We start from the raw sequence: 20,781 nt of genomic DNA, 5'->3' as shown, positions 1-20,781 counted from the left end.
AATGAAAAAAATGAAAATACTTGCTATAACAGGCAGCACGAGAAATAACTCAAGCAATTATAAAATTATAAAATTTATTTCAGAAAACATAAAATCTGAATTTGATGTTGAGATTTTCGAAGATTTGGCCGGAATTCCACATTTTAACCCGGATTTAGATACAGAGAATCCACCGGAACAGATTGTTTCTTTTAGAAATAAAATTATTGAGGCTGACGGAATTATTATTTGTACTCCGGAATATGTTTTTAGTTTACCCGGAAGTTTGAAAAATGTATTGGAATGGTGTGTTTCGACTACTATTTTCTCGAATAAAACGACTGGTTTAATAACCGCTTCCGCTTCTGGCGAAATGGCCCACGATCAGCTTTCGTTAATAATGAAAACACTTGAAGCTAAATTCGAAAATAGCACTCAACTTTTAATACAAGGGATTCGCGGAAAAATTAATGATGAAGGAGAAATTACAAATAAAGAAACAGAAATAGCGCTTCAAAACTTTATAAGAAATTTTGAAAGTCAATATAAAAAATGATCACAAGAAGAAATTTTATTATAAATACCAGCATGGCAGCAACAGCGGTTCTAGCTGTGCCATCATTAGCATTTACTATGAATAAAAAAGAAATTGGGTTACAATTATACACATTGCGTGATGAAATTTCTAAAGATGTAAAATCAACTTTAGAAAAAGTCGCAGCGACAGGATTTACAACAGTTGAGACTTATGGATTTTCGATAAAAGATCAGTTTTGGGGATTGTCTGCAATTGCGCTTAAAAAAGTATTAGATGCAAACCATTTAAAAGCAGTAAGCGGGCATTATAATTTAGGAAGTTTTTTATACGATGGAAATACCGCAGAGCTTGTTGCTGCAATTGAAGCCGCGAAAATTTTAAAAAATGAGTTCCTTACAATTCCGTGGATTGATGAACCCTTTCGTAGAAATATAGAAGATTATAAAAAGATTGCTGCACGTTTAAATGAAGCAGCAAAAATGTGTCAAAAAGCGGGTTTGAAGCTAGCATATCATAATCATGATTTTGAATTTCAAAAACACGACGGAGTGACAGGTTATGAGATTTTATTGCAAGAAACAGATAAAGATCTAGTGTGTTTTGAATTAGATTTATATTGGGTAGTTCGTTCTGGAAATGATCCGATTAAATTGTTTACCGAAAATCGTGAGCGTTTTAAAATGTGGCATGTAAAAGATATGGATAAAATTAATCCGGCTTTAAATGCTGAAATTGGCTCTGGATCAATTGATTTTAAAACCATTTTTAAGGAAATAAAACAATCGGGAATGAAACATTTTTTTGTGGAACAAGAGAATAATTATAAAGGAGATTCGTTTGAATCTATTAAAATAAGTTATGATTTTATCTCTAAAAATTTGACCTAAAATAAAACAATCAAAAACATTATTTTTGTAGCAATTCAATAAAAAAAAATAAATATGCAAAGTTTCGGAACAAGCAAAGAATTTATAAAAGGAGATGAAATCGAGTGGGAAGTAGTTGGAGAAGGAATCAAACGTAAGATTCTTGCATTTGATGATCGAGTGATGTTGGTAAATGTTCATTTTGAAAAAGGAGGAATTGGTACTTTACACGAACATTATCATACACAAGTAACGTACGTTTCCAGCGGTAAATTTGATGTAACTATTAACGGTGTTACACAAACTTTAAAAGAAGGAGACAGTTTCTATATTCCGCCTCACGCTATTCATGGGGTAGTTTGTTTAGAAAGCGGACTTTTAACAGATGTATTTAGTCCTATTCGTGAAGATTTTATGCAATCATAATGTTTGAAAACCTGCGTAATATCTAAAATTAAGGTGTGATTTACTTTAAGGTTTGAAAAATTTATACTTTTTTTAAAGTTTTGATTAAGATTAGATCGGTATTTTTGCAAAATGAATTTATCCAAAACGAATGTCTTATTTATGGCAGCTTGCACTGGACTTATAGTTGCAAATCTTTATTACTGCCAGCCTTTAATTGTTTTAATTGCCAACGAATTTAAAATTCCGGAAGCTAATGCGGGAACAATAACGTATTTAACCCAGGCGGGTTACGCTATCGGACTGTTTTTTATGGTTCCGCTAGGCGACAAAATCGAGCGTAAAAAGCAAATTTTGATGACTACTTTTGCATCTGTAATTGCCTTAATTATTGCAGCAACCGCAAAAAGCTTTTTTCTTTTGCAAATTGCCTCTTTACTTATCGGGATCACCTCAATTGTACCACAGCTTATTTTGCCTTTGGCAGCTTCCTTAAGCGCACCGGAGCAACGAGGTAAAGTGGTAGGAACAATAATGAGCGGTTTACTTGTTGGTATTTTGCTTTCAAGAACTTTAAGCGGATTTATTGGTCAGTATTTAGGCTGGAGATCGATGTTTTATATCGCCGCTGGAATTTGTTTATTGATCTTTTTTGTAATTCAGAAAAAATTCCCGGTTAACAAACCTCAGTTTCAAGGTTCTTATGGGCAATTGCTCGGATCTTTATTTACACTTATAAAGACACAACCGGTTTTGCGTGAAGCGACAATGATTAATGTGTTTAGTTTTGCTCAATTTGGAGCATTCTGGACTACAATGGTTTTATTGCTTTCAGGAGAACCTTTTCATTTTAATAGTGCTACAATTGGATTATTTGGTATTGTTGGTGCTTCAGGAGCTTTGGCGGCACCGCTTGTTGGTAAAATGGGAGATAAAGGTGGTTCAAGAGTAGCGGTAGGTTACGGCTGTTTGTTGATTTTAATAAGCTTTTTAGTTTTTTATTTTTCAATGGAAAGTGTTATCGGAATCGCGATCGGAATTGTGTTTATTGACATCGGAATTCAAGGTGTTCACATTTCAAATCAAACCAGAGTTTATTCATTATTGCCGGAAGCGCGAAATAGATTAAATACCGTATTTATGTCGTTTAGTTTTTTAGGAACTGCGGCTGGATCTGCTTACGGTTTATTTTTGTGGAAACTTGGAGGATGGCATGCAGTAACTATCGGATGCGTTGTTTTGTCAGCATTAGCATTTACAGTTTACGGACTTACTTATAAATCAAAATCTAAAAAATAGAAAGCACAAATTGATATAAAATTAATTTGTAAATTTGCAATTAAATTAAAAATAACAACAATGGAAAACGGAATATACGCTAAATTCAATACTAGTAAAGGTTCGATTTTAGTAAAACTAACACACGACTTAACACCTGGAACTGTAGGGAATTTTGTAGCTCTTGCAGAAGGAAATATGGAGAATAAAGTAAAACCTCAAGGACAAAAATTCTATGATGGATTAACATTCCATAGAGTAATTCCTGATTTTATGATTCAAGGTGGGTGTCCAAAAGGAACAGGAACTGGAGATCCAGGTTATAAATTTGATGATGAATTTCACCCAAGCTTAAAACACGATCGTCCGGGAGTATTAGCGATGGCAAATTCAGGACCAGTAAGTAATGGTTCTCAATTTTACATTACTCACGTTCCAACTTCTTGGTTAGATAATAAACATACTGTATTTGGTCATGTAATTGAAGGTCAGGATATCGTTGATGCAGTTGCTCAAGGTGATGCATTAGAAAGTGTTGAAATTTTAAGAGTTGGAGAAGAAGCTGAAAAATTCAATGCAATCGAAGCTTTTGTTGGTTTAAAAGGTGCTCGTCTAAAAAGAGATGCAGCTTTAAAGGCAGAATCTGAAGCAAAAATGGAGCAATTAGCTGCAGGTTTTGATAAAACAGATAGTGGTTTACGCTACAAAATGATTCAAAAAGGAGACGGTAAAAAAGCGGAATCTGGTAAAACAGTTGCAGTTCATTACGAAGGATCTTTAGAAAACGGAAAAGTTTTTGATTCATCTTACCCGCGTAAAAAACCAATCGAATTTAGATTAGGTCAAGGTCAGGTTATCGAAGGATGGGATGAAGGTATTGCTTTATTACAAGTAGGAGACAAAGCTCGTTTCGTAATTCCATCTGATTTAGCTTACGGAGCTGCTGGAGCAGGAGGAGTTATTCCACCAAACGCAACTTTGATTTTTGATGTTGAATTAATGGAAGTTAAATAAGAATATTAGATACAATTTAGTATTGTTTTAAATAATAATCCCATTCGCCAGCCGAATGGGATTTTTTTTATATTTACTTAAAAATATAGAAAAATAATGAAAGCAAAAATTTTAATCCTAGCTGCTGTAGTGTTGCTTTTAGCATCTTGTAGTACTAAAAAATCAGCGCCAGCTACTCCGGCGACTCCAACTGTAACTGAAGCTGCAAAAGCTACAGAACTAACACCTGAATTAGCAGAAGGTAAAAACTTGTATGAAAACAGTTGTGCAAGATGCCACAAATTATTTGAACCAAAGAAATTCACTCAGGAAGAGTGGAAACCAATTTTAGTAAAAATGCAGAAAAAAGCGAAGTTAGATGATACTCAAATGGCTTCGATTTCAAATTATATAACTTCTCAATTGTAAGAAGTTCTTATTGTAGAAGTATAAAAACTATTCGATAATTGATTTATTGGATAGTTTTTTTTGTTTAAAATAGAACATAAAAAAACACCGTCACGAGTGAGGTGTTTAGTGAAATTAAGAAATGCTTTCAGAAGTATTGCTAACCGCAATTATTTTTAAAGTTTTTATTCCGGCCGGTAATTCCCAGTCAACTTCGTCATTCTCTTTAAAGCCAATAATTGCTACGCTTAAAGGCGCCAGAATTGAAATTTTTCCTTCTTTTACGTCAGAAGAGGAAGGCAGGACAATTTGAATCTTCATTTGTTTGTTTGCCTTTACATCTTCAATTGTTACATACGAATTGATTCTTATAATGGAGTTGTCCAATTCGCTTTCTTTGCTAATTACAGCACGATCTAATTCTTGCGAAAGCTGATTCGCTTCTTTAGCGTTTGTTGAGTTTTTACTTTTAGAGATCAATTCTCTTAAAAAATGATAATCTGTTTTACAGAAAGTGGGTGTTGGTTTCATAACTATGTTTTGTTTTTATTATTAATTTATTTTGAATGTAAAATGTTCGTGTGACTTCTTTACAGGAATATAAAAGCATAATACTTTTCCCAATTGCATATATGCAAGTTGGGTTTTATAGTGTAATTATGTTTTTGGAATTTTTTGATTGAAAAAACCAGAAAATTATTCGAGAGAGAATTTACTCTTTCAAATAAAATAAATGATTAAATCGTGGTATAAATCCTCCGCCTGAAAGAAGAAATTGAAATAGACGGAGGCCTAATTGATAAAGGCCTTACTATGTGAAATAAATACAGCAGTTAGCGGTTTTCTTGTAAAAGAAAACAACAACATAAAAACTGTAAATATATTTATAGTGCTCACAATGAGTAGAATTAATTTGATCTGCAAAGATACGCAAACTTTTTTAATAGTCGAGATTGTTTATTTCCATTTGATATTGCAGCCAATACTAGGCTTTTGAATCTCGTTCAAACTTCGGTTGTAAATAAGAGCATCAATGGCGCTGCGAAGATTACTTCCGCTTAATGGAATTCCGTTTCCGGGTCTTGAATCGTCCAATTGGCCGCGGTAAAACAATCGATTTTGATTATCGAACAAATAAAAATCCGGCGTGCAGGCAGCATCATAAGCTTTGGCAACTTCCTGAGTTTCGTCGAATAAATAAGGGAAATCTATTTTGTTTTTAAAAGCAAACTCAGTCATTAATTCTGGCGAATCCTCGGGGTGTTTTTCAATATCATTGCTCGAAATCGCAACAACACCAAGTCCTTGTACACGATAATCATTAGCAATCATAATAACTTCTTTAATCACATGAAGCACAAAAGGACAATGATTACAGATGAACATGACAAGTGTACCTTTTGATCCTTTCAAATCTTTAAAAGAATATTCATTATTAGAATTGGTATCTTTAAGACGAAAATCTGGAGCAATTGTTCCTAACGGAACCATATTTGATGGAGTTCGTGCCATTTTTTTTAAGAATAAGTTATTCAAATTTAACTTTTAAATTCTGTAAAAAAAAGCGCACAAGTATAAAAAAATACCTAAAGCGGATTTTATTTGAAAATGTAAAATTCTTTAGGTATTTCTTTGTGATTTAAGAGTTTAAAAAATCTAGTAAATCTTTATTTAGTTTGTCTTTTGCAGTGTAAAATAAGCCATGTGGAGCACCATCATAAACTATGAAAGTATTATTTTCAATTGCTTTGGCTGTTTTTTCGGAACTAATTTCAATTGGAACATTTTTATCATCATTTCCATGAATGATTAAAGTGGGAACTTTAATAGTGTGAAGTTCATCTCTAAAATCGGTAGTATTTAAAGATTCTGCACATTTTAAGGTTGCTCTTGGCGAAGCTAAAGCACATAAATTCCTGTAGTATTCCAATAAAGGTGTGCTTAAGGGTTTGTTGATAATGTTGATACCAAAAAATATTTTACCAAAGTTATCCAAAAAGCCAATTCTGTCTTCTTTAATTGCTGCTGCTGCTGCATCACCTTTTTCCTTTGGGCGTCCTTCAGGATTGTCCTCTGTTTTTGCTAAAAATGGAATAATGGAAGAAATCAAAACAGCTTTAGAAATACCTTTCCCTTTGTATTTACTAAAGTAGCGAACAACCTCGCCACCGCCCATTGAGAACCCAACAAGTGTAACATTCTCTAGTTGAAGTTGCTCAATAATTTCCTTTAAATCGTCAGTCAAAGTGTCATAATCATAGCCATTATAAGGTTGCGATGATTTACCAAAGCCACGTCGATCGTAAGCAATTACGCGATAATTATTTTCGACTAAAAAATCGATTTGATATTCCCACATTTCATTAGAAAGAGGCCATCCATGAATTAAAATTACAGGATCTCCTTTTCCATAATCTTTTACGTATAGCTTTACATTTCTTGCGGTTTCTATATATTTATCAGTGTTTTGTTCGAGAATATCAAATTCAGAATCTCTAAGAGATTGGCTGGCATTTATTAAACTATTTTCCATTTTTATATGTCTTTAAAGTTAGCTTGGCAATTTTATGTAAAATTAGAAGCTGAATAAAAAAAACGGTTATAGAATTAGTGGTTATAATTACAAAATTAATAGGTTTGTAATTGAACAACATTGAAATACAAAAATGGATTTAACCTGGAACGAATTTGAAAGAACCGATATGCGTATCGGAACTATTATAGAAGTTAACGATTTTCCTGAAGCTAGAAAACCTGCTTACCAACTAACAATAGATTTTGGTGCCGAAATTGGTGTTAGAAAATCATCGGCACAAATTACAAAACGTTATCAAAAAGATGATTTGCTAAACAGACAAATTGTAGCTGTTGTCAATTTCCCTAAAAAACAAATAGGTAAATTTATGAGTGAATGTCTGGTTCTTGGTGCCGTAGGTGAGGAGGGCGATGTGATTTTACTGGCTCCGGATTTTAAAATAGAAAACGGACTTAGGATTGGGTAGATTCGTTTTCAGTCTGCTACAGATAAATTTAACCGCAAAGTTCGCAAGGTTTTTTATTGTAAAGCATTAATAGAAAAAACAAAGTTCGCAAAGCTTTGTGTTATAACTTTGCGAACCTTGCGTAAATCATTGTGAACTTTGCGGTTAAATTCCTTTCAAAGGGAGGCTGAAAACTGTGACTGAAAACTAAAAATTAAGAGACTTTCTCTATTAATTGCTGTAATATCAATTGCCCTTCTTCCCAATATCTTAGATCAGAATCGGAGTTGATGTGCCCTTGTTGACCCACATTTACAAAATCACTTCCCCACATTTCCGCAAAATATTCTTTTCTTTCAAAAGAAGCATAAGGATCATTCTCGCTTGCAACGACAATTGACGGAAACGGTAATTTATAAAGAGGCATCGGAGAGAAATTTCGAATAATTTCAGGTGTATGTTGAGGTGAATCTACATCGGCAGGAGCAACTAATAAGGCGCCAATAATATTTTTATTGTTGCTGGTTTCAGCCCAATGTAACACTAATGAAACTGCCAGACTGTGTGCCACTAAAATGGTTGGACGATCTAGTTTTGCAACTTCTTCGTTTAATCTTTCAAGCCATTCTTCACGAATAGGCTCGTCCCAATTATCCTGAATTAAACGTATAGAATTTTCAAATTTTTTATGCCAAAAGGTTTGCCAGTGTTTGTCTCCGGAATTTCCAAGTCCGGGCAGAATTAATAGGTTTGTTTCCATTGCCGTGGATTATTTTTATTAAAGATTATTTTTTAAAAGATCTAGAAATCTAATAGTCTAAAGATCTAAAAACGAAATTTAAATATATAAAAAAAGTCCAAAATGCAAAACATATTGGACTTGTACTTTTTAAAAAGTTATTGAGGACTAAATATCGTCAAAATCTATATCAGTAAAACTAGATCTTTGTCCTTCAGGTTTATCAGAACCGTATTCTTTTTTAAAATCTTTTTGGTGTCTTTCAGAAATTACTTCTTCGCCCTTGTGGTTCAAGACATATGAAGTCATTTCTTCTAGTATTTCGGCAAAAGCACTAAAATCTTCTTTGTACAAGTAAATTTTGTGTTTTTTAAAATGAAAAGAACCATCTTCTTCAGTAAATTTTTTACTTTCAGTAATTGTGATATAATAATCGTCAGCTTTAGTAGCTCTCACATCAAAGAAATAAGTTCTTCTTCCTGCTCGTAATACTTTAGAAAAAATCTCTTCTTTTTCTAACATGTCATTTTCTCTCATAATACGTTCTATCATTTTTGGAATTAATAGTACTCAAAAATCATAAAAAATTATCTATTACGCAACAATTAAAGTAATTCTTTTTCCGAAAGTTGTTTTAAATATAAAGAAGAATAATAGCCGCCTTGATTTATTAATTGATTATGAGAGCCTTGTTGTATAATTTTTCCGTCTTCCAGAATGATAATTTTATCTGCATTTTTTGCTGATGATACACGATGGCTTACAATAATAGTTGTTTTGTCTTTACAAATTTCGAATAAATTGTTCAATATTGTTTCTTCTGTTTCGGTATCTACAGCCGATAAACAATCATCAAAAAGAAGAATTGCAGGGTTTTTTATAATCGCTCTTGCAATAGACACACGCTGCTTTTGCCCGCCTGAAAGTGTGATTCCTCTTTCACCTAAAATAGTGTCGTATTGTTTGTTGAATGCCATAATATTGTCATGAACTACAGCATTTTTAGCCGCTGTAATTACTTCTTCGTCTGTAGCATTTTGATTACCAAATTTAATGTTGTTTTTAATAGTGTCTGAAAACAGGAAGGCGTCCTGAGGTACAATTCCGATATTATTTCGCAAATCATTTAAGTTCAAAGAACTGATTTCATTTTGATCAATTGTGATTCTTCCTTCGGTAACATCATACAAACGAGAAATTAAAGATAAGATCGTCGATTTTCCAGAACCGGTTTTTCCTAAAATGGCTAAAGTTTCCCCTTTTTTTACTGTAAAAGTTACATTTTTTAAAGCTTCAATATTGGTGTCTTCATAAGTATAACTTACATTTTCAAAAGCTATTGAACCTTGAATGTCTGAAGCGTTTTCGTTTTTATTTTTTATTTCCGGTTCAAGTTTCAAAAATTCATTCAAACGTTTTTGAGAAGCTTCAGCTTCCTGAACCATTGATGAAACCCAACCTAATGAAGCAACAGGCCAAGTAAGCATATTTACATATAAAATAAACTCCGCAATCGTTCCTATATTAGCAATCGTTCCGTTGATATACATTACACCTCCAAAATAGATTACCACCAAATTACTGATTCCGATCAAGGCAATCATTAATGGTCCAAATAGCGATTGAACTTTAGCTAAATCTAAGCTCTTTTTTTTGCTTTCATCCGCAAGAGCGACCATGTTGTTTTGATGTTGGTTTTCTAATGAATATGCTTTTATAACACGAATTCCTGAAAATATTTCCTGTGAAAAACTTGATACTTTCGATAAGTATTGCTGAAAAGTAGTACTTCGTTTATTGATTTCTGAGCTTAATTTAAAAATACAATACGACAATATTGGTAAAGGTAAGATTGTGTATAAAGTAAGCAAAGGCGAAACATTATACATATATATGATAACAATGGCAAAACGGATAAAAGTATTAATAGTGTACATAACAGCCGGACCAACATACATACGAACTTTAGAGACATCTTCGCTAATACGATTCATTAAATCTCCCGTACGGTTTTGCTTGTAGAAATTCTGTGAAAGATTCTCATATTGCTTAAAAACCTCATTTTTTAAATCGAATTCAATATGACGCGACATTACTATTAAAGTCTGACGCATTAAAAAGGTTAAAAATCCTGCTACAATTGTTGTAGCAATGATTAACAGGACGTTATGAACTAAACCTTGACGATAAGAATCGATTACAACTTGAGAAGCTTGCTGTGCTTCAGGAAGTTTATCAAATTTTTCAATAGCATTTAAAGACTTACTAATAAGCTTTGGAGTGAATAAAGAGAATATTTGTGCGATTATAGTGATTAAAATTCCTAATGAGAAACTATATTTATATTTGATGAAATATTTGTTTAAATAGCTTAATTCTTTCATTTTTTTAAGAGATTCAATGATGAAATGTTTTGATTTTGTAAATTATTATGAATAAAAATTAACGGAAAGTATAATTTTGTCAAAACAAAACGATTGTTATATTGTTATTTTAAAGATAAAAAATTAGCACATGTATATTTTTTGTTTAAGTTTGAGATGTCTTTTTGACAAATTCATAATTTATAACTAATAAATACTATCGCTATGGATGCAACTTTCGCAACTGGAAAGGAACTTCAAAAAATGGATCCTGTTTTTGGCCAATTATCTTTTGATGATCACGAACAAATTGTTTTTTGCAATGACAAAGATACGGGTTTAAAAGCAATTATTGGTATTCATAATTCGGTTATGGGGCCAGCTTTAGGAGGTACAAGAATGTGGAATTACAATACTGAATGGGAAGCATTAAACGATGTTTTGCGTCTTTCAAGAGGTATGACATATAAATCTGCCATTACCGGATTAAATATTGGTGGAGGTAAAGCAGTAATTATTGGAGATGCTAAAACGCAAAAGACTCCTGAATTAATGCGTAAGTTTGGTGAGTTTGTTCACTCTTTAGGAGGTAGATATATTACGGCTGAGGATGTTGGAATGGAAACTAAAGATATGGACACTGTTAGAGATGTAACGCCTTATGTTACAGGAATCTCTGAAGAAAGAGGTGGTTCAGGAAATCCTTCTCCAATAACAGCTTACGGTGTTTATTTAGGAATGAAAGCTGCAGCTAAAAGTCAGTTTGGTACTGATGTATTAGATGGTAAAAAAGTTTTGGTTCAAGGAATTGGTCACGTAGGGGAAGCTTTGGTTGAATATTTGACTAAAGAAGGTGCAATTGTTACTATTACAGATATCAACGAAGAAAAATTACTTCAGGTAGCTGCAAAATACAATGCAACAATTTACACAGGTAACGATTTGTATACTGCAGATGTAGATATCTATGCACCATGTGCAATGGGAGCAATCATTAACGATGATACAGTAAACAAAATTAAAGCTAAGGTTATTGCTGGTGCAGCCAACAATCAATTAGCTGATGAGAATGTTCACGGTTTAAGATTGCAGGAAAGAGGTATTTTATATGCTCCGGATTTCTTAATCAATGCTGGTGGAATTATCAATGTTTATGCTGAATTAGAGCATTATGGTAAGGCTGAAATCATGACAAAAACAGAAAACATCTATAATACTACTTTAGAAATTATCGATTATGCTGTGAAAAATGGAATGACAACTCATAAAGCTGCACTTACAATTGCTCAAAATCGTATTGATTTGAGAAAAATTGAAAATGCTGCTAAGAAATAATATTTAGTTTACAGTTTACAGTCTCAGTCCCAGTTTTTAAAATTGCGACTGAGGCTTTTTTTATGCGCTACGATTGAAAGCTGAGACTGAAAGCTGAGACTTTTTTTATGCGGTTTGATTAATATTTAAAATTGCGACTGAAAACTGTGACTTTTTTACGAATTAATTTTAATATCAACTGCGAAATTCCTATTTTTGCAGACTAATTTTTAAATGTTCTTACAAGGTGGTAAATAGAAGACACATACGCGTTAAAGTAATGCAATCCATTTATGCAATGCATCAGAGCGGTTCTGATAATATGGAAAAAGAAGAGAAATTTCTTTTTTACAGCATTGATAATATTCAGGACTTATATCTTATAATGCTTTCTTCATTGATTGAAATTTGCAAAAAAGAATCTGTTTTTTTACATCTTTCAAGTAAAAAACATCTTGCAACTGCTGCAGAACGTAATCCAAATGAAAAATTTATCAATAATAAAATTTTTCAACTTCTTGCCGAAAGTAATTCGCTTAGTATTGCTTTAGAAAATCGTAAAATCAACAACTGGTCTTTAAATGATGATTATATCATTTTACTTTTAAATGATATTAAGGCAAGTGATTTGTATGTAAAATACATGAGCACTACAACAAATACGTTCGAAGAAGACAGACAATTTGTAATTGATTTGTTTGCTGAAGTAATTGTTCCAAATGAAAAATTATATGAGTATTTAGAAGACGATAAATTAACATGGGTTGATGATATTCCGGTTGTAAATACACACATTATTAAGCAGTTAAAAGCAATTAAAACACAAGATCCGGACGATTTTAGAGTGCCAAAATTGTACAAAGATGTTGAAGATAAAGATTTTGCAAAAGATTTGTTCAGAAGAACAGTTTTAAATGAATCTGTTTTAGCAAAAGAATATGACGATAAAACACCAAACTGGGATAGTGAAAGGATTGCCGAAATTGATACAATCATTCTTAAAATGGCAATTTGTGAGTTCTTGAAATTCCCTTCAATTCCAGTAAAAGTAACTCTTAACGAATATTTAGAAATTGCGAAAGAGTATTCTACACCAAAAAGTAGTATTTTTATCAACGGAATTTTAGATAATCTTGTAAAAGAACTTACTGCTAATAAAAAGATGATTAAAGTTGGTAGAGGTTTAATGTAATTTTTAAATAAATTTCAACTTTATGTCACTCTGAGCGAAGTCAAAGAGTAAAATATTAATAATAAATCAAAAAACAGAATTTAAATTATGGGACAATTAACTCAATTTGCGCCATTTCTATTGATGTTCGTGGTAATCTATTTCTTTATGATCAGACCACAACAAAAAAGAGCAAAAAACGAAAAAGAATTTGAAAGCAGCCTGAAAGTAGGTGATAAAATAATTACAAAAAGTGGTTTTCACGGTAAAGTAGTTGAACTTGGTGAAACAAGTGTTATTATTGAAACAATGTCTGGAAAATTAAAAATTGAGCGTTCAGCTATTTCTATGGAAATGAGTGCTGCTTTGAATAAAAAAGCATAATTTTTTTTAAATACAATCCCGAAGCCTCGGGATAAATCCCAAATTCTAATTTAGAATTTGGGATTTTTTTTTGCGGAAAGTATTGTCATTTCGACCGAAGGGAGAAATTACACTCGCTGATCGACAAAGATTGGTAAAGCGTATTGCAGAGTTTCTTGTGTGATTTCTCCCTTCGGTCGAAATGATAATAGTTTGATTATAAAGAAAAACCTTTTTCAAAGTTTAAAACTTTGAAAAAGGTTTTGTTTTGAAATAAAAAAGGAATTTAAATTTACCTGTATTTATCATTCAGCCCAATATTCCCTAAAATCATCGGAATCACTTTTTCGATTCTTAATAATTTTGTTTTCTCTTGTTTAGCAGTTTCAATATATTCGAGAAACTCATATTGTTTATAAGGACTGAATTTTTGAAAAGCTTCAGCTAGAATTGGATTTTTATCCATTTCTTTTTGAAGAAGTTCAGAAATTATAGCTTCTTTTTTAGTTGGTTTTATGACTTTTCCTTGTTTTTCGTTCTCAATCGCTTCTAGAATATATTCTAAAACTTCAGCTTCATTTACGTCTTCTTTTGATGTAAATCGCCATTGACGCAAGGATTTTGTTTTGTCTTCCTGAGCGTTGATAAGTCTTTTTTTATCATCCTTCAGGAAAACGCCATTAAAAAACCAAATCGTAAAATAATCTTTAAAACCGCCAATTCCGATTACGTTTTTGTTGTTGTAGACATAAACAGGGCCACCCCATTTTATGGTTTCAACGAGTTCAGTTTTATCAATAATAGATTTCAGGAAAAGAAGTTCTTCTTCCCAATTGTTTACTTTGTCCCAAACGTGTTTTTTATCAGAAGTTGGTTCCAATTTATTTTTTTCTATTAGGTTTTTCAGCTACATCAAAAATACCTGGAATTGCTGTTAATTCAGCAATTTTTACAATTACATCTGTAGCTTTTTGAATGCTTTCTGCCGGTACGTATTCGTATTTTCCATGAAAGTTATGACCACCTGCAAAAATGTTTGGGCAAGGTAATCCCATGAATGACAATTGCGATCCGTCAGTTCCGCCACGAATTGGTTTTATGATAGGTTTAATATCTAATTCTCTCATGGCTTTTTCGGCAATATCAACGATATGTTTTACCGGAAGCACCTTTTCTTTCATATTATAATACTGATCTTTTACTTCAGCAATTACAATATCTTCACCAAATTGTTTAGCGAATTTTTTATTTATTTTTTTTGCGATTTTTCCAATTAGATCTTTTCTTTTTTCGAATTTCTTCTTGTTGTGATCGCGAATAATTAATTCTAAAACAGTTTCTTCTATATTTCCTGTTAAGTGGTGAACATGGAAAAAACCTTCATAACCTTTTGTTTCCTGTGGAGTTTCTCCTTTTGGAAGTTCATTGATGAAATCGTTGGCAATCAACATCGAATTGATCATTTTTCCTTTGGCGTAACCAGGATGAACGCTTTTTCCTTTGAAAATGATTTTAGCTCCTGCCGCATTAAAATTTTCATATTCTAATTCGCCAATCTGGCTTCCATCCATAGTGTATGCCCATTGAGCGCCAAATTTTTCAACATCAAAATGATGTGCACCGCGACCAATTTCTTCATCTGGAGTAAAACCAATTCTGATTTTTCCGTGTTTAATTTCAGGATGCTGAACTAGGTACTCCATTGCCGAAACAATTTCAGTAATTCCAGCTTTATCATCGGCTCCTAATAAAGTAGTTCCGTCAGTAGTAATGATAGTTTGTCCTTTGTATTGTAATAAATCTTTGAAATAACCAGGAGACAAAACGATGTTTTTTTCGGCGTTTAAGATGATATCTTTCCCGTCGTAATTCTCAATAATTTGTGGTTTTACATTAGCACCACTAAAATCTGGTGAAGTATCAAAATGCGAAACAAAACCTATTGTCGGAACTTCGTGTTCCACATTACTTGGTAAAGTTGCCATGATATAGGCTTTATCATCTATAGTAACATCTTCTAAACCAATTGATTTTAATTCTTCAACTAATTTATTGGCAAGATTCCATTGTTTTTCAGTACTAGGCGTTGTTTGTGAATTTGGGTCTGATTCGGTATCAATAGTTACATAACTAATAAAACGATCTATAATATGTTGCATTTCTTTAATTTTTTAGCAAATATAGGCATTTTTTTAAGCCAATATATTTGTGATTTATCACCATAAAAAAAGGATTCTGTTCAGAATCCTTTTTTATTATTATTGTTTCCTGTTTAGATACTTTTTACGCATCTAAACCCAAGATGATTAGCTGCAGATCGTACTTCGCCTTTTCCTCTGGTTCCAACCATATAACGGGTACAATATTGATCAGTACATAAAAATGAGCCACCGCGGTGTACTTTTTTAGGCTGATCCGGCTCTGATGGATCATTGCTGGAATCAGGTCCTTGTGGATTTTTGGCTACACCATTTTTACTTAAAGTATCATAATATGTGTTACTGTACCAGTCGTTTGTCCATTCCCATACATTTCCTGCCACATCATACAATCCGTAAGAGTTTGGTGCGTATTGTTTTACAGGTGCAATTCCTTTAAAACCGTCTTCGCCGGTATCTCCATCTTTAATCGGGAAATGTCCTTGGTAAATATTGGCTTGAAACTTCCCGTTTGGTTTTAAAGTATTTCCCCAAGCGTAGATTTCTCCGGTTTTTCCACCTCTGGCAGCGAATTCCCACTCAGCTTCTGTAGGTAGTCTTTTCCCGGCCCATTTTGCGTAAGCTGCAGCATCTTCATATGCAACATGTACCACCGGATATTTTTCTTTTCCTTTTATAGAGCTTTCTGGCCCCAGAGGATGTTTCCAATCAGTTCCGCCTATATAATTCCACCATTGTAAAAAATTATTCAAATTTACTGCTGCTGCAGTTGGGCTAAAGATAACTGATCCGGCAACCAAATCTTCTTCTGCAGCGGTTGGAAATTCTTCTTTAGTTGGCTTTTGTTCTGCGACAGTAATATATCCTGTTGCTTTTACAAATTTTGCGAATTCTTCATTAGTAACTTCGGTTTCATCCATATAATAGCCATCCACGTATACACGATGAATTGGTGCGGCATCTTTTGTAACACCTTTTAAACTGCATAAACTTTCATCTTCAACATTACTTCCCATAGAAAATTCTCCTCCAGGAATCCATACCATTCCTTTTGGTGCTTTGCTGGCTGGTTTTTTCTTATTTTCAATTGTAGGTTTAAATGCCGATTCTGCTGATGCATTTGGTGTTTCGGCACAATCCATTGCTGCTAAATTTTGTTTTGGAGCAATAAGTTTAGTGTAGCCATAAGCAATTGAAATAATTGATATTGTCAGTATTGCAAAAATCCAGTAGGTTTTGTTTTTCATTATAGTTATTTTTAATCTAAATCGTGGTTGTTAATTAATTAAGGATAAAGTTAGAAAAAATAACTTTATCAAGTTCTATTTATTTTATATGGTTAGTATACTTTTATTTGTCTTTTTCAACATTAACCACTTCGTATTTGTCTTTTCCATCAACTTGTACAGGCTGATAGTAAGTTTCTCCAAATTTTACATATTTTACGTCTCCAATAGTAACTTCTTCGCCGCCTTCGGGCAATTTGTCTACTAGAGTTCCTGCGGTTGGTGCAACAACTTTATAGCTGCTACCGTCTTTTTCGTAATAAGTTCCACCGTAATAATAGTTATTGACCGTTCCGGTATTTACGGTTTCAGCGCCGCTCGGTATGTTGTTTACAGTGCCTCCAACTGGAGCGGGCACCGCCGTATAACCTCCATTTGATGATGTGTACCAAACACCTTGGTCATAATGGTATTTTTCATTTTCGACACTAACTACAATTGCTGTAACCGCTAGAGTTGCAACAAAAAATCCCCAAGGATGCCAAACTGGTCCCCAATAAAAAGGAGCATAAGGGCGTGGGTAGTAAGGATGATAACAGTTGTATCTATAACCTCCATAATGATAAGGAGGGCGTACATAAGGTCTTACTCCGGGTCTTACAACGGTATTTCGATTGTTACGAACATGTACGCTATTGTTGACGTTAATATTTATATTGTTGTTATTTCTATTAATTGTATTACCACTTATGTTGGTATTTCTGTTGTTGTTATTATTTCGATTTATTGTGTTTGAATTTGCGTTGTTTGAAGGTCGTGTAACCTTTGTTCCGGAACCATTAGTTCCTTGTCTGTTTGCAGATCTTTTGATTCCTGAATTATTAGCTTCAGATCTGTTTACAGCAGGTCTTGACTGAGTTGCAGGTCTTTCTTTTGCTGCGCCGCCTCTATGAGCACCACCGCCACGGCGTTGTGCAATACTATCAATTGAAATCAAAAAAAATGATCCCACTAAGCACATCAGTGCTGTTTTTCTAAGATTTTTTTTTATACTTTTCATTTTCAGTGTTTTATGGTTATTAAAATTATAAAAAAAATAAGAATATTTATCGAAAAAAAGAAAAAATCATTTTGGAGACAGATCAATTTCTATGTTATTTGTTCTTTTAATTATAGGATGAATTACGAAATGAAGTACCTAATTTGCCACTAGTTTGTTTAATAGATTGTTTGTTTTATGTGCAAAATGTAAATACATTCAATTGTTATATGTTTTTATTTAAAGAGATTTTTTATAAAAAAAGCAAAAAGAATAATTTTTATATGAAATGAAGATTGTAAAATGAAAATATAATTATTTGAAAAACGACTTTTTTTTTGTTTTTAACTGTTTGTTTAAAAAGGTTTTATGTGGTATTTTTAGATTGTTTTCTTTTTAGTAAAAATAAAATTATTTTAATATTTTTCTTACAAATATAATAAGTGCGATTGATATAACCAAAACTGTTTTTTATAACCTATAGACACTTTCAAGTTTTATAATTAAATTTGCAACCGAAAAAACACACAACACTCTTATGTATAAATTGATAATTCGTCCGATACTTTTTTGTTTTGATCCAGAAGAAGTACACTATTTTACTTTTTCATTTGTTAAATTCATTTCAAAAATCCCAGGAGTTTCATCAATTATAAAATCAGTTTATGAAGTAAAAGACACACGTTTAGAGCGTGAAGTTTTTGGAATTAAATTCAAAAATCCCGTTGGTCTTGCTGCAGGATTTGATAAAGATGCCAAGTTATACAAAGAACTTTCAGATTTCGGTTTTGGGTTTATAGAAATAGGAACCGTGACTCCGGTCGGTCAGGAAGGGAATCCTAAAAAACGTTTATTCCGATTAAAAGAAGATCAGGCTATTATTAACCGAATGGGGTTTAATAATGGAGGAGTTCTGGAAGCCGTAGAACGTTTGAAAAAGAATTCAGGCGTTTTGATTGGTGGAAATATCGGAAAAAACAAAGTAACGCCTAACGAAAATGCAGTTGATGATTATATCATTTGCTTTGATGCTTTGTTTGATCATGTCGATTATTTTGTTGTAAATGTAAGTTCTCCAAATACACCAAATTTAAGGGCTTTACAAGATAAAGAGCCTTTGACTGCTTTATTGCAAACATTGCAAAACAGAAATGTAGAGAAACAAAAAACAAGCACGCAGAAAATAAAACCAATTCTATTGAAAATTGCTCCCGATCTTACAAATGAGCAATTATTAGATATTATTGATATTGTAAAAACAACCCAAATCGCTGGTGTAATTGCTACAAATACAACTATTTCAAGAGACGGATTGCAATCTGAAAATCAATCTGAAATGGGTGGATTATCAGGGAAACCGTTAACGAAACGCTCAACAGAAGTAATTCGTTTTCTGTCTGAAAAAAGTAACAAAGCATTTCCAATTATTGGAGTAGGAGGAATACACTCTGCAGATGACGCGATCGAGAAATTAAATGCAGGAGCAAGTTTGGTGCAATTGTATACCGGTTTTATTTATGAAGGTCCAGCTTTGATAAAGGCAATTAATAAAAAAGTTTTAGAGCAATTGTAAAAGCCCGTGTACAATTAATCCTGTAACGATAGCAGTTCCAAAACTTATTAAAGTACCAATTAAAACATATTCAGTCAGTTTTCTGTCTTTGGCTTCTTTTAAGTCTCCAAATCTAAAAATAGATTTTGCGGCTAACAAAAATCCGATCGCTTCAAAATGTCCTGTTAAGATAAAACAGAATACAAATAGACGCTCTAATATGCCAATGTAATTTCCGGCATTGGCGAGAGAATTATCCTGATTGCTATTCTGGCTTTCAGGATTCCAGATCGAAATAATAGTTTTGATGAAAATGGATGTAGGTTTTGTAATGAATAAAATTCCAGTTACCAGAATCCAAAATTGATTACCAAATCCGTGTAACGTTATTGGTTCATTCTTGTAAATCAATACAACTCCAATTAATATCAAAATATGAGCAATTTGATCTGCGATAAACCAAGTACGTTTTGTTTTCTTTGTTTGAAAATTTAGTTTAATTAAATCGATAAAACCATGTGTAATGGCAATGAAAGCTGCATAAGGTATAAACTGAATTTCTCCAGCCAAAATTGCAGCCAGGACTCCATGAAGTAGAATATGAAGATATAAATAAATACTTTTATGTTTCTTAGCCTCCTTGTGAGAAACCCAAGAGTTAGGTTGCCATATAAAATCGCCTAATAAATGTGCTAAAAGTAGTTTTATAAATAAAATCATCATACTTTGAGTTGTTTTATTTGTGTTCTAAAATAACGATCTAAATGTAGTACCAAATCAAACTGAGCTCGTTTTTGTCTTCGGCTCACGGCTGCCTGATTAATTCCTAATTTTTGCCCCAGTTCTTCTTGAGATAAAGTAGGGTTTTCAATTGCCATGGCTACGAAGTCGGCAGGTTGTGCGAGCCAATTGTCCATAAAAGTCAAAGCAAGCTGAAGCATTAAATTTATTTTCTCATCAAAAATTGTATCGCCTGTTCGTATTGCTAACGTCACTTTTTGTTTTTTTAAAGTTTCAAAAAGCTCTCCCGAATGTATAAAGGCAGAACCATTACTTTCAGATATTCGCTCCGCATTATGCGTCTTATCACCAAAACCAATACTCATTCTCGCATCTAATTTTAATGCCTTTAAACGCGCTTTGATTAGAATAGCAGACAAGAGAGCTTCTTCAGGGGTTTTAATTTCAATTTGAAACTCGTCTCCTCTGTAAACTTCCCATTGACTTGGTGTTTCTCCAAACGGAGACAAGATTTTTTTTAAATCTTCAACCCAATCTTTCGATTTTTGTTGTCTTGACCCAATGATGTCACCTGTAATTACGCTTGTCATAAATCAAATATAATTAAAATTAAATAAACTTTACTATTACAAATATATGTAATATTTTTAGTTATTACACTTTTAT

The 20,781-nt window shown here is 32.7% G+C and carries 23 protein-coding genes; 11 read left to right on the top strand and 12 right to left on the bottom strand.

Annotated elements, in window-relative coordinates; translation table 11 throughout:
* Positions 1-10 precede the first annotated feature (10 nt).
* The 6 genes from ACHRVZ_RS04965 to ACHRVZ_RS04940 all read left to right on the top strand — a co-directional run bounded on the left by ACHRVZ_RS04965 (position 11) and on the right by ACHRVZ_RS04940 (position 4,488).
* A complete protein-coding gene (locus tag ACHRVZ_RS04965; RefSeq protein WP_395421077.1) occupies positions 11-535 on the top strand; it encodes an NADPH-dependent FMN reductase in 525 nt (174 codons plus the stop codon).
* Positions 532-1,404 (top strand): sugar phosphate isomerase/epimerase family protein, encoded by an 873-nt coding sequence (locus ACHRVZ_RS04960; RefSeq protein WP_395421076.1) that lies wholly within the window; start codon positions 532-534, stop codon positions 1,402-1,404. The genes ACHRVZ_RS04965 and ACHRVZ_RS04960 overlap by 4 nt, the downstream gene beginning before the upstream one ends.
* A gap of 54 nt (positions 1,405-1,458) precedes the next feature.
* On the top strand, positions 1,459-1,809 hold the full coding sequence (locus ACHRVZ_RS04955; protein WP_395421075.1) for a cupin domain-containing protein: 351 nt from the start codon (positions 1,459-1,461) through the stop codon (positions 1,807-1,809).
* A 141-nt stretch (positions 1,810-1,950) separates the two neighbouring features.
* Positions 1,951-3,087, top strand: coding sequence for an MFS transporter (locus tag ACHRVZ_RS04950; RefSeq protein WP_395421074.1), 1,137 nt, complete (start codon positions 1,951-1,953; stop codon positions 3,085-3,087).
* A gap of 60 nt (positions 3,088-3,147) precedes the next feature.
* Positions 3,148-4,080 carry a peptidylprolyl isomerase gene (locus tag ACHRVZ_RS04945; protein ID WP_395421073.1) on the top strand — a complete coding sequence of 311 codons (933 nt, stop codon included), beginning with the start codon at positions 3,148-3,150 and terminating at the stop codon, positions 4,078-4,080.
* A 96-nt stretch (positions 4,081-4,176) separates the two neighbouring features.
* Entirely contained in the window at positions 4,177-4,488 is a 312-nt protein-coding gene (locus ACHRVZ_RS04940; protein WP_395421071.1) for a cytochrome c, read from the top strand.
* A 114-nt stretch (positions 4,489-4,602) separates the two neighbouring features.
* Here the strand turns inward: ACHRVZ_RS04940 and ACHRVZ_RS04935 are convergent, their stop codons facing one another.
* The 3 genes from ACHRVZ_RS04935 to ACHRVZ_RS04925 form a co-directional block, all read right to left on the bottom strand.
* Positions 4,603-4,998, bottom strand: a complete 396-nt coding sequence (locus tag ACHRVZ_RS04935; RefSeq protein WP_395421070.1) for a GreA/GreB family elongation factor — start codon at positions 4,996-4,998, stop codon at positions 4,603-4,605.
* A 426-nt stretch (positions 4,999-5,424) separates the two neighbouring features.
* The gene (locus ACHRVZ_RS04930) at positions 5,425-5,979 is read right to left on the bottom strand and encodes a thioredoxin family protein (protein ID WP_395421068.1); all 555 of its coding nucleotides are present in this window, start codon (positions 5,977-5,979) and stop codon (positions 5,425-5,427) included.
* A 127-nt stretch (positions 5,980-6,106) separates the two neighbouring features.
* Positions 6,107-7,000: an alpha/beta fold hydrolase gene (locus tag ACHRVZ_RS04925; protein ID WP_395421066.1), complete on the bottom strand. Its 894-nt coding sequence runs from the start codon at positions 6,998-7,000 to the stop codon at positions 6,107-6,109.
* 133 nt (positions 7,001-7,133) lie between these two features.
* Here ACHRVZ_RS04925 and ACHRVZ_RS04920 point away from each other — a divergent pair, with 133 nt between their 5' ends.
* Positions 7,134-7,469, top strand: coding sequence for a tRNA-binding protein (locus ACHRVZ_RS04920; protein ID WP_395421064.1), 336 nt, complete (start codon positions 7,134-7,136; stop codon positions 7,467-7,469).
* 193 nt (positions 7,470-7,662) lie between these two features.
* Here the strand turns inward: ACHRVZ_RS04920 and ACHRVZ_RS04915 are convergent, their stop codons facing one another.
* From ACHRVZ_RS04915 to ACHRVZ_RS04905, 3 genes are all read right to left on the bottom strand, one after another.
* Positions 7,663-8,208, bottom strand: coding sequence for an RBBP9/YdeN family alpha/beta hydrolase (locus tag ACHRVZ_RS04915; protein ID WP_395421062.1), 546 nt, complete (start codon positions 8,206-8,208; stop codon positions 7,663-7,665).
* A gap of 147 nt (positions 8,209-8,355) precedes the next feature.
* Positions 8,356-8,724 carry a PUR family DNA/RNA-binding protein gene (locus tag ACHRVZ_RS04910; protein WP_029268690.1) on the bottom strand — a complete coding sequence of 123 codons (369 nt, stop codon included), beginning with the start codon at positions 8,722-8,724 and terminating at the stop codon, positions 8,356-8,358.
* Between the two features lie 68 nt (positions 8,725-8,792).
* Complete coding sequence (locus tag ACHRVZ_RS04905; RefSeq protein ID WP_395421061.1) at positions 8,793-10,571, bottom strand: ABC transporter ATP-binding protein; 1,779 nt, start codon at positions 10,569-10,571, stop codon at positions 8,793-8,795.
* 204 nt (positions 10,572-10,775) lie between these two features.
* Between ACHRVZ_RS04905 and ACHRVZ_RS04900 the strand changes: the two genes are divergently transcribed.
* The 3 genes from ACHRVZ_RS04900 to yajC all read left to right on the top strand — a co-directional run bounded on the left by ACHRVZ_RS04900 (position 10,776) and on the right by yajC (position 13,419).
* Entirely contained in the window at positions 10,776-11,885 is a 1,110-nt protein-coding gene (locus ACHRVZ_RS04900) for a Glu/Leu/Phe/Val dehydrogenase (protein ID WP_395421060.1), read from the top strand.
* Positions 11,886-12,144: 259 nt separating this feature from the next.
* A complete protein-coding gene (gene nusB / locus ACHRVZ_RS04895; protein WP_395421296.1) occupies positions 12,145-13,056 on the top strand; it encodes a transcription antitermination factor NusB in 912 nt (303 codons plus the stop codon).
* Positions 13,057-13,143: 87 nt separating this feature from the next.
* Positions 13,144-13,419, top strand: coding sequence for a preprotein translocase subunit YajC (gene yajC, locus ACHRVZ_RS04890; RefSeq protein ID WP_395421059.1), 276 nt, complete (start codon positions 13,144-13,146; stop codon positions 13,417-13,419).
* A gap of 271 nt (positions 13,420-13,690) precedes the next feature.
* On the opposite strand, the gene ACHRVZ_RS04885 is transcribed toward yajC, so the two are convergent.
* The 4 genes from ACHRVZ_RS04885 to ACHRVZ_RS04870 form a co-directional block, all read right to left on the bottom strand.
* A complete protein-coding gene (locus tag ACHRVZ_RS04885) occupies positions 13,691-14,278 on the bottom strand; it encodes a YdeI family protein (RefSeq protein WP_395421058.1) in 588 nt (195 codons plus the stop codon).
* Position 14,279: 1 nt separating this feature from the next.
* Positions 14,280-15,557 (bottom strand): peptidase T, encoded by a 1,278-nt coding sequence (pepT, locus tag ACHRVZ_RS04880; RefSeq protein WP_395421057.1) that lies wholly within the window; start codon positions 15,555-15,557, stop codon positions 14,280-14,282.
* Positions 15,558-15,670: 113 nt separating this feature from the next.
* Positions 15,671-16,804: a formylglycine-generating enzyme family protein gene (locus ACHRVZ_RS04875; RefSeq protein WP_395421056.1), complete on the bottom strand. Its 1,134-nt coding sequence runs from the start codon at positions 16,802-16,804 to the stop codon at positions 15,671-15,673.
* Positions 16,805-16,907: 103 nt separating this feature from the next.
* Positions 16,908-17,843, bottom strand: a complete 936-nt coding sequence (locus ACHRVZ_RS04870) for a DUF6515 family protein (RefSeq protein WP_395421055.1) — start codon at positions 17,841-17,843, stop codon at positions 16,908-16,910.
* Between the two features lie 517 nt (positions 17,844-18,360).
* On the opposite strand from ACHRVZ_RS04870, the gene ACHRVZ_RS04865 reads away from it, so the two are divergent.
* A complete protein-coding gene (locus tag ACHRVZ_RS04865) occupies positions 18,361-19,395 on the top strand; it encodes a quinone-dependent dihydroorotate dehydrogenase (RefSeq protein WP_395421054.1) in 1,035 nt (344 codons plus the stop codon).
* Here the strand turns inward: ACHRVZ_RS04865 and ACHRVZ_RS04860 are convergent.
* Complete coding sequence (locus ACHRVZ_RS04860; RefSeq protein WP_395421295.1) at positions 19,381-20,094, bottom strand: DUF3307 domain-containing protein; 714 nt, start codon at positions 20,092-20,094, stop codon at positions 19,381-19,383. The genes ACHRVZ_RS04865 and ACHRVZ_RS04860 overlap by 15 nt on opposite strands.
* Positions 20,094-20,705 carry a SatD family protein gene (locus ACHRVZ_RS04855; protein ID WP_395421053.1) on the bottom strand — a complete coding sequence of 204 codons (612 nt, stop codon included), beginning with the start codon at positions 20,703-20,705 and terminating at the stop codon, positions 20,094-20,096. The genes ACHRVZ_RS04860 and ACHRVZ_RS04855 overlap by 1 nt, the downstream gene beginning before the upstream one ends.
* Between the last annotated feature and the right edge of the window lie 76 nt (positions 20,706-20,781).

Source organism: Flavobacterium sp. FlaQc-57 (assembly GCF_044007395.1).
Taxonomy (GTDB): domain Bacteria; phylum Bacteroidota; class Bacteroidia; order Flavobacteriales; family Flavobacteriaceae; genus Flavobacterium.
This window is presented reverse-complemented; position numbering and strand designations above follow the sequence as displayed.